This is a genomic window from Bradyrhizobium sp. CCGUVB1N3, assembly GCF_024199925.1.
Taxonomy (GTDB): Bacteria; Pseudomonadota; Alphaproteobacteria; order Rhizobiales; family Xanthobacteraceae; genus Bradyrhizobium.
Window position 1 is genome coordinate 6686913 of sequence record NZ_JANADR010000001.1, and the last position, 17872, is coordinate 6704784.

The 17872-nt window shown below is 65.2% G+C and carries 13 protein-coding genes; 8 read left to right on the forward strand and 5 right to left on the reverse strand.

Annotated features, from left to right (window positions below):
• Positions 1–28: 28 nt before the first annotated feature.
• The 7 genes from NLM33_RS31850 (at position 29) to NLM33_RS31880 (ending at position 10299) form a co-directional block, all read left to right on the forward strand.
• Positions 29–1192, forward strand: a complete 1164-nt coding sequence (locus NLM33_RS31850; RefSeq protein WP_254102142.1) for an acyl-CoA dehydrogenase family protein — start codon at positions 29–31, stop codon at positions 1190–1192.
• Positions 1192–1848: a glutathione S-transferase family protein gene (locus tag NLM33_RS31855; RefSeq protein WP_254102144.1), complete on the forward strand. Its 657-nt coding sequence runs from the start codon at positions 1192–1194 to the stop codon at positions 1846–1848. The genes NLM33_RS31850 and NLM33_RS31855 overlap by 1 nt, the downstream gene beginning before the upstream one ends.
• Positions 1849–2051: 203 nt before the next feature.
• Positions 2052–2852 (forward strand): AraC family transcriptional regulator, encoded by an 801-nt coding sequence (locus NLM33_RS31860; protein ID WP_254106004.1) that lies wholly within the window; start codon positions 2052–2054, stop codon positions 2850–2852.
• Between the two features lie 391 nt (positions 2853–3243).
• Positions 3244–4443: an efflux RND transporter periplasmic adaptor subunit gene (locus NLM33_RS31865; RefSeq protein WP_254102146.1), complete on the forward strand. Its 1200-nt coding sequence runs from the start codon at positions 3244–3246 to the stop codon at positions 4441–4443.
• Positions 4440–7589: an efflux RND transporter permease subunit gene (locus NLM33_RS31870; protein WP_254102148.1), complete on the forward strand. Its 3150-nt coding sequence runs from the start codon at positions 4440–4442 to the stop codon at positions 7587–7589. The genes NLM33_RS31865 and NLM33_RS31870 overlap by 4 nt, the downstream gene beginning before the upstream one ends.
• 291 nt (positions 7590–7880) lie before the next feature.
• Positions 7881–9068, forward strand: a complete 1188-nt coding sequence (locus tag NLM33_RS31875) for an ABC transporter substrate-binding protein (RefSeq protein WP_254102150.1) — start codon at positions 7881–7883, stop codon at positions 9066–9068.
• A gap of 289 nt (positions 9069–9357) precedes the next feature.
• Entirely contained in the window at positions 9358–10299 is a 942-nt protein-coding gene (locus tag NLM33_RS31880; RefSeq protein ID WP_254102152.1) for a transposase, read from the forward strand.
• Between the two features lie 74 nt (positions 10300–10373).
• Here NLM33_RS31880 and NLM33_RS31885 read toward each other — a convergent pair whose 3' ends face one another.
• From NLM33_RS31885 to NLM33_RS31900, 4 genes are read right to left on the reverse strand one after another with little or no spacing between them, the layout of a single operon-like run.
• Positions 10374–10763, reverse strand: coding sequence for an MAPEG family protein (locus NLM33_RS31885; protein ID WP_254102153.1), 390 nt, complete (start codon positions 10761–10763; stop codon positions 10374–10376).
• A 30-nt stretch (positions 10764–10793) separates the two neighbouring features.
• The gene (locus NLM33_RS31890; protein WP_254102154.1) at positions 10794–11876 is read right to left on the reverse strand and encodes a lipocalin-like domain-containing protein; all 1083 of its coding nucleotides are present in this window, start codon (positions 11874–11876) and stop codon (positions 10794–10796) included.
• Positions 11866–14328 carry an ABC transporter permease gene (locus NLM33_RS31895; protein ID WP_254102155.1) on the reverse strand — a complete coding sequence of 821 codons (2463 nt, stop codon included), beginning with the start codon at positions 14326–14328 and terminating at the stop codon, positions 11866–11868. Before NLM33_RS31895 ends, NLM33_RS31890 begins: the two co-directional genes overlap by 11 nt.
• Positions 14325–14978, reverse strand: a complete 654-nt coding sequence (locus NLM33_RS31900; protein WP_254102157.1) for an ABC transporter ATP-binding protein — start codon at positions 14976–14978, stop codon at positions 14325–14327. The genes NLM33_RS31895 and NLM33_RS31900 overlap by 4 nt, the downstream gene beginning before the upstream one ends.
• 146 nt (positions 14979–15124) lie before the next feature.
• Between NLM33_RS31900 and NLM33_RS31905 the strand changes: the two genes are divergently transcribed.
• Positions 15125–16456: an MFS transporter gene (locus NLM33_RS31905; protein ID WP_254102158.1), complete on the forward strand. Its 1332-nt coding sequence runs from the start codon at positions 15125–15127 to the stop codon at positions 16454–16456.
• Positions 16457–16620: 164 nt separating this feature from the next.
• Here the strand turns inward: NLM33_RS31905 and NLM33_RS31910 are convergent, their stop codons facing one another.
• Positions 16621–17829 (reverse strand): MFS transporter, encoded by a 1209-nt coding sequence (locus NLM33_RS31910; RefSeq protein ID WP_254102159.1) that lies wholly within the window; start codon positions 17827–17829, stop codon positions 16621–16623.
• Between the last annotated feature and the right edge of the window lie 43 nt (positions 17830–17872).

A 17872-nucleotide genomic window follows, 5' to 3' on the forward strand; every position in this document is an offset into this window, starting at 1 on the left:
CGCGCCCCGGAATGACGAAGGGAAAGAAATGTTGTTCACCGCCGACCACGACGAGATCCGCCGTAGCTTGCAGAAATTCATCGCGGGCGAGATCAACCCTCATGTCGATGAATGGGAGAAGGCCGACATCTTCCCGGCGCACGAGCTGTTCAGGAAGATGGGCAGCCTCGGCTTCCTCGGGCTGAACAAGCCGGTCGAGTTCGGCGGCTCGGGGCTCGACTACTCCTATGCGCTGCTGATGGCGGAGGAGCTGGGGGCCATCACCTGCGGCGGGGTGCCGATGGCGATCGGGGTGCAGACCGATATGGCGACGCCGGCGCTGGCCCGCTTCGGCTCCGACGAGGTGCGGCGCGAGTTCCTGGCGCCCTCGGTCGCCGGCGATTTCGTCGCCTGCATCGGTGTCTCAGAGCCCGGCGCAGGCTCCGACGTCGCCTCGATCAAGACCCATGCGCGCTCCGACGGCGAGGACTACGTCATCAACGGCGGCAAGATGTGGATCACCAACGGCACGCAGGCCGATTGGATCTGCCTGCTCGCCAACACCGGCGACGGGCCCGTTCACCGCAACAAGTCGCTGATCTGCGTCCCCATGAAGAGCAAGGGTGTCACGGTGGCCCGCAAGCTCGATAAGATGGGCATGCGCTCCTCCGACACCGCGCAGATCTTCTTCGACAATGTCCGCGTGCCCAAGCGCAACCGGATCGGCGAGGAGGGCAAGGGCTTTACCTACCAGATGATCCAGTTCCAGGAGGAGCGTCTGTGGGGTGCGGCCGCCTGCCTGAAGGCGCACGAATACATCATCGACCAGACCATCGAATACACCCGCAACCGAAAAGCCTTCGGCCAGAGCATCCTTGACAACCAGGTCGTGCACTTCAAGCTCGCAGAGATGCAGACCGAGGTCGAGCTGCTGCGCGCGCTGGTCTATCGCGCGGGTGAGGCGCTGGTGGCGGGCGAGGACGTGACGAAACTCGCGACCATGGCCAAGCTGAAGGCTGGTCGACTGGGACGCGAGCTCACTGACGCCTGCTTGCAATATTGGGGCGGCATGGGCTTTACCAACGAGACGCCGGTCAGTCGCGCCTATCGCGACAGTCGCCTGACCTCGATCGGCGGCGGCGCCGACGAGGTCATGCTGATGGTCTTGTGCAAGATGATGGGAACGCTGCCCGGTAGCAAGGGAAACGCCTGATGATCACGCTCTATCACTGCGACGCCGCGCGCTCCTTTCGCCCGCTCTGGATGCTGGAGGAGATGGGCCTGCCCTATGAGCTGAAGATGCTGCCGTTCCCGCCGCGCGTCTTTGCCAAGGAGTATCTGGCGATCAATCCGCTGGGCACGATTCCTTATCTGATCGATGGCGAGACGCGGATGACGGAATCCTCCGGCATCTGCCACTATCTCGGCACCCGATACGGGCCGACGCCGCTGATGGTCGACGCCAATGATCCCGATTTCGGCGCCTTCCTGAACTGGATGTATTTCAGCGATGCGACATTGACCTTCCCGCAAACGCTGGTTCTTCGTTACACCCAGCTCGAGCCGGAGGAGCGGCGCAATCCGCAGGTCGCCGGCGACTATGCAAAATGGTTCTTGGGAAGATTGCGCGCGGTTGAGGCAGCGACTGCCAATACTGAGGCCTTGTGCGCCGGCCGCTTCACAGCGGCCGACATCGTGATCGGCTATGCCCTGCGGCTTGCAGATAGCATCGGGCTTTCGCGGGATTTCGGGCCAAATGTCGCAGCCTATTGGGCGCGGCTGCAACAGCGCGAGGGTTTCAAGCGGGCGGTGGCCGCCGAACGCAAGGCCGGCGTCGAACAGAACATCGCACCAAGGGCGAGAGCGTAGGCAAGTCGTCGTCCTGGCGAAAGCCAGGACCCGATGTTGCCAACGGTTCCGGGTTCGCCCTTCGGGCGCGCCGGAACGACGATGAGCCGTGTCGGATGACAGCGCTATCTCGTCGTGACACCACGCAAAATTCCGCTAAGGTGGCCCCGTCCGCAGCGGCCAAAAGAGCCGCGCGAGGAGGACCGCCGATGGAAGGCCTGACAATGGAAGACAGCGGTCGCGAATCCGACCATTTGATGCTGATCACGCCGGAGCGCGTGTTCTATGCGGGGCTACTCGGCCGTCCGCGCCGGCGGACCGCCGGTTGCTGCCACGTCTATGTCGCGGTGAAGGGCAGCCTGCATCTGACCATCGACGACGTCCACGCCACCGACGTTCTCGTCGTGACCCTGCCGAACCAGCGGCACACCATCGCGAGCGACTATCGCACTGTCATTAGCGTGACCCTCGAGCCCGAGAGCGTGCCGGACGGCGTGATCGAAGCACTGCGACAGCGCCTGACCGGACCCGATAAGGCGGTCTATGCGCGAAAAATCCTCGCCGCCTACGCGTTGCTGCGCCAGCGCCGCTATGGCGACGTCACCACCGCCGAGTTCGACGAGATGTGCTTTGGCGAGGCGCTGCCGCGCCGCGTGCTCGACCCGCGTGTGATGCGGGCGATCGCGCGCATCGAGCGTTTCTCCGGCGAGCCGGTGACGGCTGATACCTGCGCGGCGGAAGCGGGCCTCTCGGCTTCGCGCTTCCTGCACCTGTTCAAGGAAGAGACCGGCATCTCCTTCCGCTCTTTCCGTGCTTGGAAGCGCGCGCGATATCTCCTTCATTTCGCCAACCAGGATCTCAACCTCGCCCATCTCGCGCAGGACATCGGCTATCCCGACAGCACACATTTCAGCCATTCGATCCGCCGCTTCTACGGCTTGAAGCCGCGCGCCATCTTCGTCGGCTCGCGCGATCTTGCGATCTATCGCAGTGGCGAGACGGTGAAGCTTGCGGAAGCAAGCTAGCCGAGGATTTTGTAGGGAGGGCAAAGCGACTTGTCCGCCGTAGCTCGAAGAGCGAAGGCGGAAGCGTGCCCACCGCTTCAGCTGGAGTCTGGAGAGATGGTGGGCGCGGCGCAAGAGCGCGCCTTTGCCCACGTGCCGTTGAGCAAACGGGGAGAGACGAAAAACGCCCCGCATTCATGAGCTCCGCGAATAAGTCTTATCGCGTCCAGCCGGCTAATCGCCGGCTGCACGACCGACTATCTCCGCGCAACCCGCCATCCGGCTAGGCGGACGGTCCAAGTTTGCGCCGGCTTCCGTCTTGAAGAGTTCATCATTGAAACCCATCTTGTGCCGCCTGCGGGTAAGCGAGTACCCTGTTTTCCGCCGCAGCCACCAAGGAAGGGGGCAAGACATGAGCGAGCCGAACTCGAGGCAGCATCCGGTCCGACGGCAATCCGTGCCCCGTCCCTTCTTCACGGTTCTGGCGCTGACGGTTACCGGGCTCCTCGCCGGCTGCGACAAGCCGGCCTCGCAGGCCGCAGCTCCGTCGGCGCCCTCCGTCACAGTCGCTCAGCCGGTCAAGCGCACCGTCACCGATTGGGAGGAGTTCACCGGCCGCTTCGAGGCGGTGGAGGAGGTGCAGGTGCGCCCGCGGGTCGGCGGCTTCGTCACCTCGGTCGAATTCCAGGACGGCGCGATCGTTCACGCCGGCGATCTCCTGTATGTGATCGACTCGCGTCCGTTCGAGGCAGTCGCCGAACAGGCGGATGGTCAGCTCTCGGATGCGCGCGCCAAGGTGGAGCTTGCCAAGCGCGAGCTCGATCGCGGCCTGAACCTCGTGCAGACCAATGCGGTCTCCGAACAGGTCGTCGACCAGCGCCGCCAGGCCTTGCAGGCCGCGCATGCCGCCGAGATGCAGGCTGAAGGCGCGCTGAAGGCCGCCAAGCTCAATATCGAGTTCACCCATGTGGCGGCGCCGCTCACCGGCCGCATCAGCCGTCATCTCGTCAGCCCCGGCAATCTCGTCCAGGGCAGCGACACCGGCACCTCGACTTTGCTGACGTCGATCGTATCGCTCGATCCGATCTACATCTATTTCGACATGGACGAGGCGACCTACATCAAGAACAGCAAGCTCTGGTTCGAGGGCAAGCGCCCGAGCTCGCGCGATACGCCGAACCCGGTGCAGGTGACGCTGGCCGGCGAGACCAAGCCGTCGCATGACGGTACCATCGACTTCCTCGACAACCGCCTCGATGTCTCCACCGGCACGCTGCGCAGCCGTGCCGTCATCAAGAACACCGATCTCTCGATCCTGCCCGGGCAGTTCGGCCGTGTGCGGCTGATCGGCAGCGCGCCCTACGAGGCGCTGCTGATTCCGGACGTCGCGGTCGCGACCGACCAGTCCCGCAAGATCGTCTTCGTGGTCAAGCCTGATGATACCGTCGAGGCGCGCCCCGTGACGCTCGGTCCGCTCGATGAGGGGCTGCGCGTGATCCGCGAAGGGCTCAAGGCTGATGACCGCGTCATCGTCGATGGCATCCAGCGTGCCCGCGTCGGCGCCAAGGTCAACCCGCATCAGGCGCAAGCGCCGGCCGGTGGCAAGTCATGAATCTCGGCCGCCTCTCCATCAACCAGCCCATCCTGGCGATGGTGCTGTCGATCGTGCTGCTGATCGTCGGCGCACTCGCCTACACCACGCTGCCGGTGTCCGAATATCCGCAAGTGGTGCCGCCCACCGTCGTCGTCACGACGCAATATCCGGGCGCTTCCGCGCAGACCGTGTCCGACACGGTCGCCGCTCCCATCGAGCAGGAGATCAACGGCGTCGAGGACATGCTGTATCTCTACAGCCAGGCGACCTCGAACGGCCAGCTCACCATCACCGTCACCTTCAAGCTCGGCACCGATCTCGACAAGGCCCAGGTGCTGGTGCAGAACCGCGTCGCGATTGCGCAGCCGCGTCTGCCTGAAGAGGTGCAGCGCAACGGTGTCACCACGCGCAAGAACTCGCCCGACATCCTGATGGTCGTGTTCATGCTGTCCCCCGACGACACGTTCGACCAGCTCTACATCTCCAACTACGCGCTGCTCCAGGTCCGTGACCAGCTCCTGCGGCTCGACGGCGTCGGCGACATCCAGATCTTTGGCGCGCGCGACTATTCGATGCGCTTGTGGCTCGATCCCGACCGCATTGCCAATCTCGGGTTGACCTCGACCGAAGTGCTCGCCGCGATCCGGTCGCAGAACGTGCAGATCGCGGGCGGCCAGATCGCCGAGCCGCCGATCGCGGACCGCGCCTTCCAGCCGAATCTCACCTTCACGGGGCGCCTGAAAGACCAGAGGCAGTTCGAGGACATCCTGATCAAAGCCGGCTCCGACGGCCGCACGGTGCGCCTGCGCGACGTCGCCCGCATCGAGCTCGGCGCGCTGTCCTACACCACCAACAGCTTCCTGTTGCGCAAGTCGGCGGTCGCGATGCTGGTCACCCAGCGTCCCGGATCGAACGCGCTTGCGACGGCCAAGAACATTTCCGACACCATGGTGAAGCTCAAGGCGAGCTTCCCGAAGGGCCTCGACTACAACATCGGCTACAACCCGACCGAGTTCATCGCGCAATCCGTCCATGAGTTGATCAAGACCATCTACGAGGCCATGCTGCTCGTGGTCATCGTGGTGCTGGTCTTCCTGCAGGGCTGGCGGCCCGCGATCATTCCGATCATCGCGATCCCGGTCTCGCTGGTCGGCACCTTCGCAGTGATGGCGGCGCTCGGATTCTCCATCAACAATCTCACGCTGTTCGGCCTCGTGCTCGCCGTCGGCATCGTCGTCGACGACGCCATCGTCGTGGTCGAGAACGTCGAGCGCCATCTCGAGCATGGCATGAGCCGGCGCGATGCTGCGCTGAAGACCATGGAGGAGGTCGGCGGCGCGCTGGTCTCGATCGCGCTGGTTCTGTGCGCGGTGTTCGTGCCGACGGCGTTCCTGGGCGGCATCTCAGGCCAGTTCTTCCAGCAATTCGCCGTCACCATCGCGGTCGCGACCGCGATCTCCTGCTTCTGCTCGCTGACGCTGTCGCCGGCGCTGGCCTCGCAGATTCTGGTGCCGCACGAAGAGAAGCGGCCGCCGGCGCGCTGGAATTTCATCGCGCGCGGCTGGGACGCCTTCACCGGCGTCTTCAACCGCGTGTTCGACCGGTTGTCGCATGGTTATGCCGGCGTTGCCAATTTCGTGATCCGGCATTCGGTGGCGATGCTGCTGATCTATGTGGCGCTGATCGGCAGCGCCGGCTGGCTGATCGCGACCACGCCGCAGGGGTTCATTCCGGCGCAGGATCGCGGCTATGTCATCGTCTCCGTGCAACTGCCGGGGGCGGCGTCGCTGGCGCGCACCACCGAGGTCGTCCGCGAAATCGAGCGCATTGCGCTCGGTACGCCGGGCATCATCCGCGTCGCCGCCTTTGCTGGCTTCTCCGGCGCCACGCGCACACAGGCCGGCAACGCTGCGGCGCTGTTTCCGGTGTTCGACGAGCCGGAGGTGCGTCTGAAGAAGGGCTTGTCCGCGAACGTCATCACGGCCGAGCTGCGCAAGCGCCTGTCGGTCATCGAGGGCGCCTTCATCATCGTCATTCCGCCGCCGGCCGTGCCCGGCATCGGTACAGGTGGTGGCTTCACCATCCGTATCCAGGACCGCCAGGGCCGCGGGCCGGAATTGCTGGCGTCAGCGACCGACGAGCTGGTAGCGGCGGCACGCAAGACGCCGGAGCTCACTTCGGTGTTCTCGCCCTTCACCGCGAACACGCCGCAGCTCTTCGTCGACATCGACCGCACCAAGGCGCAGAAGCTCGGCGTTCCCATCGCGAGCATCAACGACACGATCCAGACCTATTTCGGATCGACCTATGTCAACGACTTCAACCTGTTCGGCCGTACCTATCACGTCACCGCGCAAGCCGACCTGCCGTTCCGCAAGGAGCGCGGCGACCTTTCGCGACTGCGCACGCGCAACGCTGCCGGCGACATGGTGATGCTCGGCAGCGTCGTCGATTTCAAGGACGTCTCGGGCCCCGACCGCGTCGCGCGCTATAATCTCTACGCGGCGTCCGAATTGCAGGGCGAGCCGGCGCCGGGCACCAGCTCGACCACCGCGCTCAACGCCATCAAGAAGCTCGCGGACGAGACCTTGCCGAGCGGCTTCTCCTTCGAATGGACGGACCTGTCCTACCAGCAGGTCACCGGCGGCAATGCCGGCCTTTACGTGTTCCCGATCTGCGTACTGTTCGTCTATCTCGTGCTCGCCGCGCAGTACGGCAGCTGGTCGCTGCCGTTCGCGGTGATCCTGATCGTGCCGATGTGCCTGCTGGCTGCCACCATCGGTGTGCGCATCATGGGGCAGGACGTCAACATCCTGACGCAAATCGGATTCGTCGTGCTGGTGGGGCTTGCGGCCAAGAACGCCATTCTGATCGTGGAGTTCGCCCGCGACATCGAGCTCGAGGGCAAGCCGCGGCTGGAAGCCGTGATCGAGGCGTGCCGCCTGCGCCTGCGGCCGATCCTCATGACGTCCTTTGCCTTCATCCTCGGTGTGCTGCCGCTGGTGGTCTCGACCGGCTCCGGCTCGGAGATGCGCCAGGCCGTCGGCGTCGCCGTGTTCTTCGGCATGCTCGGCGTCACGCTGTTCGGCCTCGTCTTCACGCCGATCTTCTACATGATCGTGCGCAACCTCGCGGATGGGCGCGGGAAGAAGGCGGCGGCTTGATTGGTCATTGTGGCCACCCGCGTCTCAACACTCTCCGTGTCGTCCCGGCGAAGGCCGGGACCCATACCCCCAAGGGAGAAGTTGTGGCGCGAGGCAGGTAACCACGAGTCTTCGCCAAACTCCTCCCTGTGGTCATGGGTCCCGGATCTGCGCTTCGCTTGTCCGGGACGACGAGGTGAGTTTGGGGAAGCACGCCCATACTAACGGCTGAGGCGAAATGGATGGGCATTGCCGGGGTTCTTCACTAGTATCCGCGCGATTTCAAAACAGAAAACTGCTGGGAGTTAAAATATGAAATCAGCACTTTTGGCCGCCGCCGCTGTGTCCGTGTTGCTGGCGGCACCTTGCTCCGCGCAAGGCGTCAAGATCGGCATCCTCAACGACCAGTCCGGCGTCTACGCCGATTACGGCGGCAAATGGTCGGTCGAAGCCGCAAAAATGGCGATCGAGGATTTTGGCGGCGAGGTGCTGGGCCACAAGATCGAGCTCGTCACCGCCGATCACCAGAACAAGCCGGACCTCGCCGCCGCGATCGCGCGGCGCTGGTACGACGTCGAGAACGTCGACATGATCACGGAGCTGACGACCTCCTCGGTCGCGCTCGCGATCCACGAGCTCTCCAAGGAAAAGAAGAAGATCGACATCGTCGTCGGTGCCGCGACATCGCGCCTCACGGGTGACGCCTGCCAGCCCTATGGCTTCCACTGGGCCTATGACACCCGTGCGCTCGCGGTCGGCACCGGCGGCGCGCTGACCAAGGCCGGCGGCGACACCTGGTTCTTCCTCACCGCCGACTATGCCTTCGGCTATGCGCTGGAAAAGGACACCAGCGAGATCGTCACCGCCAATGGCGGCAAGGTGGTCGGCTCGGTCCGCGTGCCCCTCAACTCGTCGGACTTCTCCTCCTTCCTGCTGCAGGCGCAGAGCTCCAAGGCCAAGATCGTCGGCCTTGCCAACGCCGGCCTCGACACCACCAACTCGATCAAGCAGGCCGCCGAGTTCGGCATCGTCACCGGCGGCCAGAAGCTCGCCGGCCTCCTGATGACGCTTGCGGAGGTGAACGGCCTTGGCCTCCAGGCCGCGCAAGGCCTCGTGCTCACCGAGGGCTATTACTGGGATCTCAACGACAAGACGCGCGCTCTCGGTGAACGCTTCTTCAAGCGCACCGGGCGGATGCCGAGCATGATCCACGCCGGCACCTATTCGGCGACGCTGAGCTATCTGAAGGCGGTCAAGGCCGCCGGCACCAAGGATCCGGACGCGGTCGCCAAGAAGCTGAAGGAGCTCCCGGTCGACGACGCCTTCGCGCAAGGCAAGGTTCTCGAGAACGGCCGCATGGTCCACGACATGTATCTGTTCGAGGTCAAGAAGCCGTCGGAATCGAAGCGGCCCTTCGACTACTACAAGCTGCTCGCCACCGTCCCCGGCGACAAGGCCTTCTTCACCGCCAAGGAAAGCGGCTGCCCGCTGACGAAGTGACGGCAAGGCGCGCGCCACAATTCCGATGTCGTCCCGGCGAAGGCCGGGACCCATAGCCCCAGGGAGAAGTTGTTGCGCGGGCTGATAACCACGAGTCTTCGCCAAAATACTCCCTGTGGTTATGGGTCCCTGTGTCTTGGAAGTCTGTCATGATGAGGTGGGCGGGAAGCCGTTGGGTCCTTGGCGCTTGACGCCGTGATCCGGCCCGGTCTCCCGCCCGTTCCATCTATCAACCTGAACAGTTGCACGAGGCTGCGCTAACAGACCTCGCATCACAGGGACAGGCACCGTGATCATACCCCCTCGTTACGTCGGAATCGACGTCTCCAAACATCATCTCGATATTTTCGATGAGGCCATCGGTGTATCGGAACGCATCGTCAACGCGACACAGGCCATCACACAGCTGGTGGCGCGTTGGCGATGCGATGCGCTGGTCGTCTTCGAGGCCACGGGTGTCTATGACCTCGAGCTTCGCGAGGCACTACGTCAGGCTGGCGTCCGCTTTGCCCGGATCAATCCGGCCCGTGCCCGTGACTTTGCCCGTGCCAGCGGCCAGCTCGCCAAGACCGACCCGATCGATGCGCGGATGCTGGCAGCCTTTGCGCGCGCCATGAAGCCCGCCACCGAGCAAGTCGCCACCCCGGCCCGTAGCGCTCTGGCAAGGTTGGCAAAACGGCGGGATCAGCTGGTCTTGATGCGCGTCCAAGAGAAGAATCGCCGCAGCGAAGCCGATGACCGCGCCATGGCCGAACGCATCAGTCGCTTTGTCGAGGTCCTCGACGGCGAGATCGAGGAGATCGAGACCGACATCCGCGCACTGATCAAGGCCGAGCCGGAGATCTCGGATGATGCACAGTTGATGCGATCACTGCCCGGTATCGGTCCCGTGGCCTGCATGCAGCTCATCGCGCAGATGCCGGAACTCGGGCGGGTTGGACCGAAGCAGGTGGCGGCGCTCGCCGGCCTGGCTCCCTTCAACGTCGACAGCGGCGCCTACCGCGGCAAGCGCAAGATCGGCGGCGGCCGAAAACGCGTCCGCGATGCCCTCTACATGGCCGCTCTCAACGCGGTTCGCAGAGCCGCCCCCTTCAAAACCTTCTACACACGACTACGACAGGCCGGAAAGCCAGCCAAGCTCGCTCTCATCGCCGTCGCCAGGAAGCTGCTGACGGTCATCAACGCCATGATGCGTGATAGGAAGTCCTATAGACTAGAGCCAGCAATATAACAGTTGCCGGATCTGCGCTCCGCTTCGCTGCGCTTGTCCGGGACGACGGTGGTGATCGTGGCCGCTATTGCACCTCAATGCACCACCCGCCAGACCACCGCGACCAACGCGCCGATCCACAGCGCGATGCTGGCAAAGGCCTGGATGGCGAAGCCGGGGCCGCGCTTGGCGGCTTCCTTGGAATAGCCGAGAAAATAGACGATGCGGCCGATGATCCAGACCGCGCCGATTGCGGCCGCGATGGCGTCACTGATGTAGATCGCGAACAGCCAGAGCGACGGCAGGAAGATCGGCATCCATTCCAGCGTGTTCATCTGGATGCGGAAGGCGCGCTCGAAGTCGGGATGGCCCGACATCGCCGGCACCTTGACGCCGGTCTTCGCGCGTGACTTCGCGACGTTGATGCCTGTGAAGAAGCAGAACGCTACGGCCAGCAGCGTGACGAGCGCGGTGAGATGATACATCGCTGGGGTCCCCTTGAAGTCGACGGACGCTCAATAGCCCGTCAGCTCGAGATAGCCAACGCCGTCATGGCTGCCGGAGAAGCTGATCGGGCCTTCCCAATAGGAAAAGCCGGTGCCCATCCAGGCAGCGGGGTTCAGCGGCTTGCAGGTGATCGCCAGCGAACGCGAGGGGATCGCGATCTGCCATTCCACCGGCAGCTTGCGCCCCGCGACCACGGCCCATCCCTTCGGCATCATCTGGATGTCGGCGGCAAAGATCTGCTGCGTGCGGCCGTCGGGCGAGATCCAGTTGCCGAACGGATCATCCTTGCCGTCCTTCTGCCGCAGCCGGTACAGCATCAGCTTGTCGCCCGATGAGAGATGCAGCGACAGCCAGTCCCAGCCGGTCTGGTCGGGGCTGAGCGGCTGGCTGCTCCATTCACGGTCCATCCACGCCTGGCCCGACACGTCGATCGGCTTGTCGTCGATGATGAGGCTGCCGCGCGCGCGAAAAAACGGCTGGCTGTAATAATACGACGCCTGGCCGCGCTCGGACTTGCGGCTGAAGCCGTCGTCGCCTTGCAGCACCACCGGACGATCGGCCTGAAGCGTCAGCGCATAACTGAAATCGGGGCCCGACGCCTTCAGCGTCAGCGGCGACAGCATGCGATCATCGGTGCCCTCAACGCTCTTCATCTCCCAGTCGTTGATCCAGGCCGCGAACGGCTTTGCGTCCACGCCTGCCTGCCCGACGCCGCCGCGGGCGAACATCTCGTTGAAGCGGTGGGTGTCAGCGCGGGTCACCGCGGCATGTCCCATCCAGAGCTGCTGATTGGCCCAGCCCTCGCGCTGCGGGCCGGCCTCAGCGGCTTGGCGAAACAGCGTCCATTGCAGGCCGCAAGCCGCGCCGCTGGCATCGATCAGATTGGCCGTGAGGTACCACCACTCGATGCGGAAGTCCGGATGCGGGCCGTGGTCGGCGGGGAACGAAAACACTTTTCCGGGCGCAACCGGCGCAAAGCCGTCCGCGGTCTCACCGAGGCCCGCGTAACCTTGCGCCGCCGCGCGGCGCGACAGCGTCAGCGCGGCAAGGCCAGCGGCAAATGCGCGGCGCGATAGTCTGTCAGCGCTCATTGGCGAACACCTTCACCAAAGTCGCCGGCTGCATCCGCGCGAGCCGCGCCATCGGCAGCAATGCCGCCAGCAGCGAGGCGAGCAGCGCCACCGCCACGAGTTCCACCAATTGCAGCGGAAATACGTGGAACGGCAAGCGCCAGCCGAACGCCTTCACGTTGACGATCGCGACCAGGCACCAGGCCACGGTGAGTCCCAGCGGCAACGCGAGCAGCGCCGTGAATAGCGCAACCGCCAGCGTCTTGGTCAGTTCGATCGCCGCAAGGCGGGACCGTGTGAGGCCGATCGCCCAGAGCGGCGCGAGCTGAGGCAGACGGGAATTCGCGAGCGTCAGCAGGCTGGTCAGCAGCGCGATCCCGGCGACGCCGAGAGTGAAGGCGTTCAGCGCGCCGGTCACCGCAAAGGTGCGGTTGAAGATGCGGATCGATTCGGCCTTCACCGTTGCCTGGTCGGCGACACTGCGGTCGTCGAGGGCAAATTGCTTCTGCAACGCCGTGATCAGGCCGGGAATCTTGTCTCGGGAAACGATGAGTCCGATTCGCGTCTGCGGCGTCTGCGGAAAGCGCCGGATCAGCGCCGCAACGTTCACGGCGAGCTGTCCCTTGGGATTGCCGTAATCGGCATAGATGCCGGCGATGTCGAGCACCCAGCTGCCACCCGGCGCGGGGATCTCGATGACGTCGCCGACGCGCAGGTTCAACCGCCGGCTCAATTGCTCGCTGACGAAGGCGGCATTTCCAGGCACGAGCTGCGCCCAGGCGCGCGGCGCGGCTTCCAGAAGCGGCCAGCGCTCGCGATAGAGCGCGTGATCGGGCAGGCCGAACAGCTCCACCGGCTGTCCTTCGAGTTGCGTCTCCGCGCGCCCGCCGCTCAGGATCGCCTGCACCTCGCCGCGCTCGCGCAGCCAGGTCCGGATCGCAACCGCCTTCGCATTGTCGGGTGCGCTGATATAGACGTCGGCGGCGAGCCGTCCGTTCAGCCAGCCGACGAATGTGCGGCTGAAGGTTTCCACCATGGTGGAGACGCCGACATTGACGGCGAGTGCGAGCAGCAGCGCCATCAGCGCCAGCGAGAGCCCGGAGAGCTGCTGCCGGCTGTCGGCCCAGAACCACAGCGCGAGCGGCCCGCGCGCCCGGCGCTGGCCCATCAGGAGGATGACCTCGAGCAGCGCTGGGAGGATCAGCGCCGCGCCCAGCATCAGCGCGGCGAGCACGCCAAAACCTGCGATCAGCGAATCGCCATAGCGCAACAGCAGCAGCGCGACCGCGAACACGGCGAGCGCCGCCGCGCCTTGCAGGATCAGCCAGCGCCGCTGCGCTTGTTGCCAGGCCTGCGGCTGCGCGGTGGCCAGCAGTGGCAGCCGCATCGCCTTGACCAGACTGGTCGCGGCCGCGATCAGCGCGCCGATGATGCTGATGCCGATGCCGGCGAGCCACCATTCGCCGCGCAGCGTAAGCTGCCCCGGAATCTGCGCGCCATAGAGCCCGCGCAGCGAGGCCGCGACATCCGGCAGCAGCGCCGCCGCGATGACATAGCCGCAGACGAGCCCGACGAGCCCCGCGGCGAGCGCCAGCACCACCAGCTCGATCACCAGCACGCTGTTGAGCATCCGCGCCGAGGCGCCGCAGGCCCGCAGCGTGCGCAGCATCGGCAGCCGCTGCTCGAAGGCAAGGCCGACGGCCGAATTGACGATGAAGAGCCCGACGAAGAACGACAGCAGGCCAAAGGCGGTGAGGTTGAGATGAAAGCTGTCGGTGAGGCGTTCGAGCTCGGTCTCCGCGCTCGGCTCTATCAGCTGCAAGCGGTCGCCGACGACGCTCGCCAGCGGCGCAGGTTTGCCCTTGGCCTTGCCGATCAGGAGCCGCGAGAGCTGGCCCTGCTTGCCAAGCAGCCGCTGCGCGACGCCGATATCGACCACCAGCACGTCGGGCACGAGCTGCGGCTGCGCATGCAGCGGCGGCAGCTTTGCGCCGCTGCTGATCAGCGGTGCCGCGCCCTCCGTCGCGTCGAGATCGGCGAGCGTCTCCGGCGCGACCAGCGTCTGGCCGGGTGGAGCGACGAAGGCGCGCAAGTCCGACGCACCGAGCCGCGGCGCGTTGCCGACCTCGGCCGGCAGCGTCACCGGCTCGATGCCGAGCAGGCGGAACGAGCGCCCGTTGATCTGGACGCGGCCCTCCACGACGGGCGAGACCGGCCAGCCGGCGCGGCTGAGCGCGACGAACAGGTCCTGCGAGAACGTCGCGGCATCGGGCGCAACCAGCATCGCCGTGCGCACGCCGCCGAACGTCGCCGCTGCGCGGTCATAGGCGTTGCGCGCCTGCTGGTTGATCGCCTGCACGCCGCTCCACAGCGCCGTCGCCGCGATCAGGCCGATCAGGAGCGTCGCGAGCTGCATCGGATGCCGCCGCCAATGGCTGAGCAGCACGGCCAGGATCCACAGCGCGCGCCTCATGTGATCCGCCCTGCATGCAGCGTGACGTGGCGGTCGAGCGTGCCGGCCAGATGCAGGCTGTGCGTCACCATCAGAAAGCCGCAGCCGGTGCGCGCCACGAGATCGCGCGTCAGGGCCAGCACGTCGTCGGCGGTCGCCTCGTCGAGATTGCCGGTCGGCTCGTCCGCGAGCAGAAGTGACGGCTTGATCGCGAGCGCCCGGCCAATCGCGACCCGCTGCTGCTGGCCGCCCGAGAGTTGCTCGGGGTAACGCCTCAACAGCTTGCCGAGCCCGAGGCGCTCGACCAGCTCGGCATGCCAGGCGGCATCGTGCCGGCCGGCGATCCGCGCCTGAAACGAAAGGTTGTCCTCGACCGACAGGCTCGGGATCAGGTTGAACTGCTGGAAGACCAGCCCCAGCCGGTCGCGCCGCAGCGCCGCCCGTCCTGCATCCGGCAGCGCCGTCACATCGGTGCTTTCGAGCATGATCGTGCCGCCGTCGGCGCCATCCAGCCCTGCGATCAGGTGCAGCAGTGTGCTCTTGCCGCTGCCGGATTCGCCGGTCAGCGCGACGCGCTCGCCGGGGCGCACGTCGAGATCGACGCCGCGCAACACATGGACCGGCTCGCCGGCCGAGAAGAAGCTTTTGGAGAGGTTTTTGATGTTCAGCACGATGAATGGCGCCGCACGGAATTAACTGGGATGTTGCGTAGCACAGTTGATGCGGAAATGCCGGGGTTGCGTTGCCGTTCAAGCCGTTGTTAGCTCGTAAGATGGCCGATTCAAAAGTGCCGAAAAGCGACAAGGCGGGGAGAGATATGAGCGCTCAGGGAACGCCCAAAGCGGCGGGCAAGACGACAGCTACGGAAACGCCGAAGGGCGCCTGGACCGTCACCTTTCTCCTGTTTCTCTTCATGGTGGTGAACTTCGCCGACAAGATCGTCGTGGGTCTCGCCGGCGTGCCGATCATGACCGACCTGAAGCTCGAGCCGGAGCAGTTCGGCCTGCTCGGCTCATCCTTCTTCTTCCTGTTCTCGATCTCGGCCATCGTGGTCGGCTTCATCGTCAACAAGGTGGCGACGCGCTGGGTGCTGCTGACGCTCGGTGTGATCTGGGCGCTGGCGCAGTTTCCGATGGTCGGCACCGTCAGCTTCACCACGCTCCTGATCTGCCGCATCGTGCTCGGCGCGGGCGAAGGACCTGCGGCTTCGGTGGCGATGCACTCCCTCTACAAATGGTTCCCTGACGCGAAGCGCACGCTGCCGACCGCGGTCCTGACGCAGGGGTCGGCCTTCGGGGTGATCCTCGCAGTGCCGGCGCTGAATTGGGTGATCGTCAATCATTCCTGGCACTACGCCTTCGGCGCGCTCGGCGTCGTCGGCCTGATCTGGGTCGCGGCCTGGCTCGCGCTCGGCAAGGAGGGACCGCTGGAGGACACGCAGCTCCTGGCCGCCACCGAGCCGAAGATACCCTATCTCCGGCTTCTCACCTCACGCACCTTCATCGGCTGCGTCACCGCGACCTTCGGCGCCTATTGGGCGCTGTCGCTCGGGCTCACCTGGTTCACGTCCTTCATCATCAAGGGGCTTGGCTTCTCGCAAACAGATGCGGGCTTCATTTCGATCTTGCCCTGGGTGTTCGGCGCCACCATCGTGATTCTCACCGGCTGGATCTCGCAGGTGATGATGGCGCGCGGCGCGACCACGCGCGTCGCGCGCGGTGTTCTCGGCTCGGTGCCGCTGGTGCTCGGCGGTCTGATCCTGGCAGCGATGTCGCATGTGCAGGGTGCGGGCTTGCAGATCGCGCTGCTGGTGGTCGGCTCGGGCCTGTGCGGGGCGATCTACGTCGTCTGCCCGCCGATGCTCAGCGAGTTCACTCCTGCTTCGCAGCGCGGTGCCGTCATCGCGATCTACGGCGCGCTCTACACGCTCGCCGGCATCATCGCCCCGGCCGTGATGGGCAGCGTGATCCAGCGCGCCGGCTCAATGGTCGACGGCTACTTGACCGGCTTCACCATCAACGCGGTGATCATGGTCGGCTCCGGCGTGCTCGGCCTGCTGCTGCTCTGGCCGAACACGGAAAAGGCGCGGTTGACGCGTGGCGCCGCCGCGAAGGCTGGCGCGCTCAAGGGCGTGGTGTCGCCGACATAGTTGGTCGAAGCCAAGATCTAAGCTGTCGTCCCGGCGAAGGCCGGGACCCATAACCCCGAATGTGAGTTGTTGAGGCGCGCTGGGACTACCAGCGTGCCCATTGGTTTGTCTTATGGTTATGGGTCCTGGCTTTCGCCAGGACGACGTTGAGGATGTAGGAGCAGTTACTTGCTGCTTTCTGGCCGCCGCTCCGTCAGCAGCGACAAGAACACCGTAGCCACCATGAACACGACGGAGGCGCCGAACACCCAGTGCGGCGCGTTCTGGTCCATGATCCAGCCGAACAGCAGCGGGCTGATGATGCCACCGATATTGAAGCCGGTGGAGACGATGCCGAAGGCGCGCCCTGCAGCGCCCGCAGGTGCCGCATTGCGCACCAGCATGTCGCGTGAAGGTGCGATGACGCCGGAGAGGAAGCCCGCAACGGTCATCGCAACCGTCAGCAGCAAGCCGGGCAGTGCGACGAGCGCAATCAGCAGCACGATCGCGGCGTTCGCGGCAAAGCAGGCGGCGGCGAGCTGACCGTGGCGTTCGGTGCGGTCCGCGAGGAAGCCGCCCGCGAGCACGCCGACGGCGCCTGCCCCCAAAAATGCCGTCAGCGCGACATTGGCGGTGGAGTAGGAGGCGGCATAGCCGCTCATCAGCGCGACCACGCCGAAATTGTTGATGCCGGCAACCGACAGGTTGAGCAGCATGAACAGCACGGTCAGCATGATCAGCGCCGGCGTGATGACCGCCTGCTTTGGCGCGGCTTCGTTTCCCGGCTTCTTCCTGTGCGCGCCGGCGTCCGGAATGTTCATCACGACCAGCAGCAGCGCGCAGAGCACGCCGATCGCGCCTGATGCGATCAGCGCGCCGAAACCGCCCGAGACCGTGACGAGCGCGGCAACGATCGCCGGTGCCACTGCCCCGCCGAAATAGCCGGCAAAGGTGTGGACCGAGAAGGCGCGGCCCATCCGCGCCTCGTCCATGTGTTCGGCGAGGATCGCATAGTTGGCCGGGTGATAGACGCTGTTGGCAAGCCCGAGCAGCACCGCGCAAGTAATCAGCGCGGCGTAGCTCAAGTGCAGGCCGAGCAGCACCAGCGACAGCCCGCCGATCACGAGTCCGATCAGCAGAATCTTTCGCGCCCCAAAATGATCGACGAGATAGCCGGTCGGCGCCTGGGTCAGGCCGGACACGACCGCAGACACGGTCAGCGCAAAGCCGAGCTCGACATAGCCGACGCCGAGCTGGCTTTTGAGGAACGGAAACAGCATCGGCAGGACCAGCAGATGGAAATGGCTGACCCAATGCGCGATCGAGATCCCCGTCAGCGTACGCAGCGCGCTGTCGGTCTTTCCCTGTTGCGGTGCGGCGAGAACGTCGGCCATCGCAGTTCCGTTTCACTCCCTCAGTGGGAGCGCAAACTATCGG

What these genes read in the sequence shown, in the direction of transcription:
- NLM33_RS31850 (WP_254102142.1), top strand. Translation starts at nt 29, where the DNA reads ATGTTGTTCACCGCCGACCACGACGAGATCCGCCGTAGCTTGCAGAAA.
- NLM33_RS31855 (WP_254102144.1), top strand. Translation starts at nt 1,192, where the DNA reads ATGATCACGCTCTATCACTGCGACGCCGCGCGCTCCTTTCGCCCGCTC.
- NLM33_RS31860 (WP_254106004.1), top strand. Translation starts at nt 2,052, where the DNA reads ATGGAAGACAGCGGTCGCGAATCCGACCATTTGATGCTGATCACGCCG.
- NLM33_RS31865 (WP_254102146.1), top strand. Translation starts at nt 3,244, where the DNA reads ATGAGCGAGCCGAACTCGAGGCAGCATCCGGTCCGACGGCAATCCGTG.
- NLM33_RS31870 (WP_254102148.1), top strand. Translation starts at nt 4,440, where the DNA reads ATGAATCTCGGCCGCCTCTCCATCAACCAGCCCATCCTGGCGATGGTG.
- NLM33_RS31875 (WP_254102150.1), top strand. Translation starts at nt 7,881, where the DNA reads ATGAAATCAGCACTTTTGGCCGCCGCCGCTGTGTCCGTGTTGCTGGCG.
- NLM33_RS31885 (WP_254102153.1), bottom strand. Translation starts at nt 10,763, where the DNA reads ATGTATCATCTCACCGCGCTCGTCACGCTGCTGGCCGTAGCGTTCTGC.
- NLM33_RS31890 (WP_254102154.1), bottom strand. Translation starts at nt 11,876, where the DNA reads ATGAGCGCTGACAGACTATCGCGCCGCGCATTTGCCGCTGGCCTTGCC.
- NLM33_RS31895 (WP_254102155.1), bottom strand. Translation starts at nt 14,328, where the DNA reads ATGAGGCGCGCGCTGTGGATCCTGGCCGTGCTGCTCAGCCATTGGCGG.
- NLM33_RS31905 (WP_254102158.1), top strand. Translation starts at nt 15,125, where the DNA reads ATGAGCGCTCAGGGAACGCCCAAAGCGGCGGGCAAGACGACAGCTACG.
- NLM33_RS31910 (WP_254102159.1), bottom strand. Translation starts at nt 17,829, where the DNA reads ATGGCCGACGTTCTCGCCGCACCGCAACAGGGAAAGACCGACAGCGCG.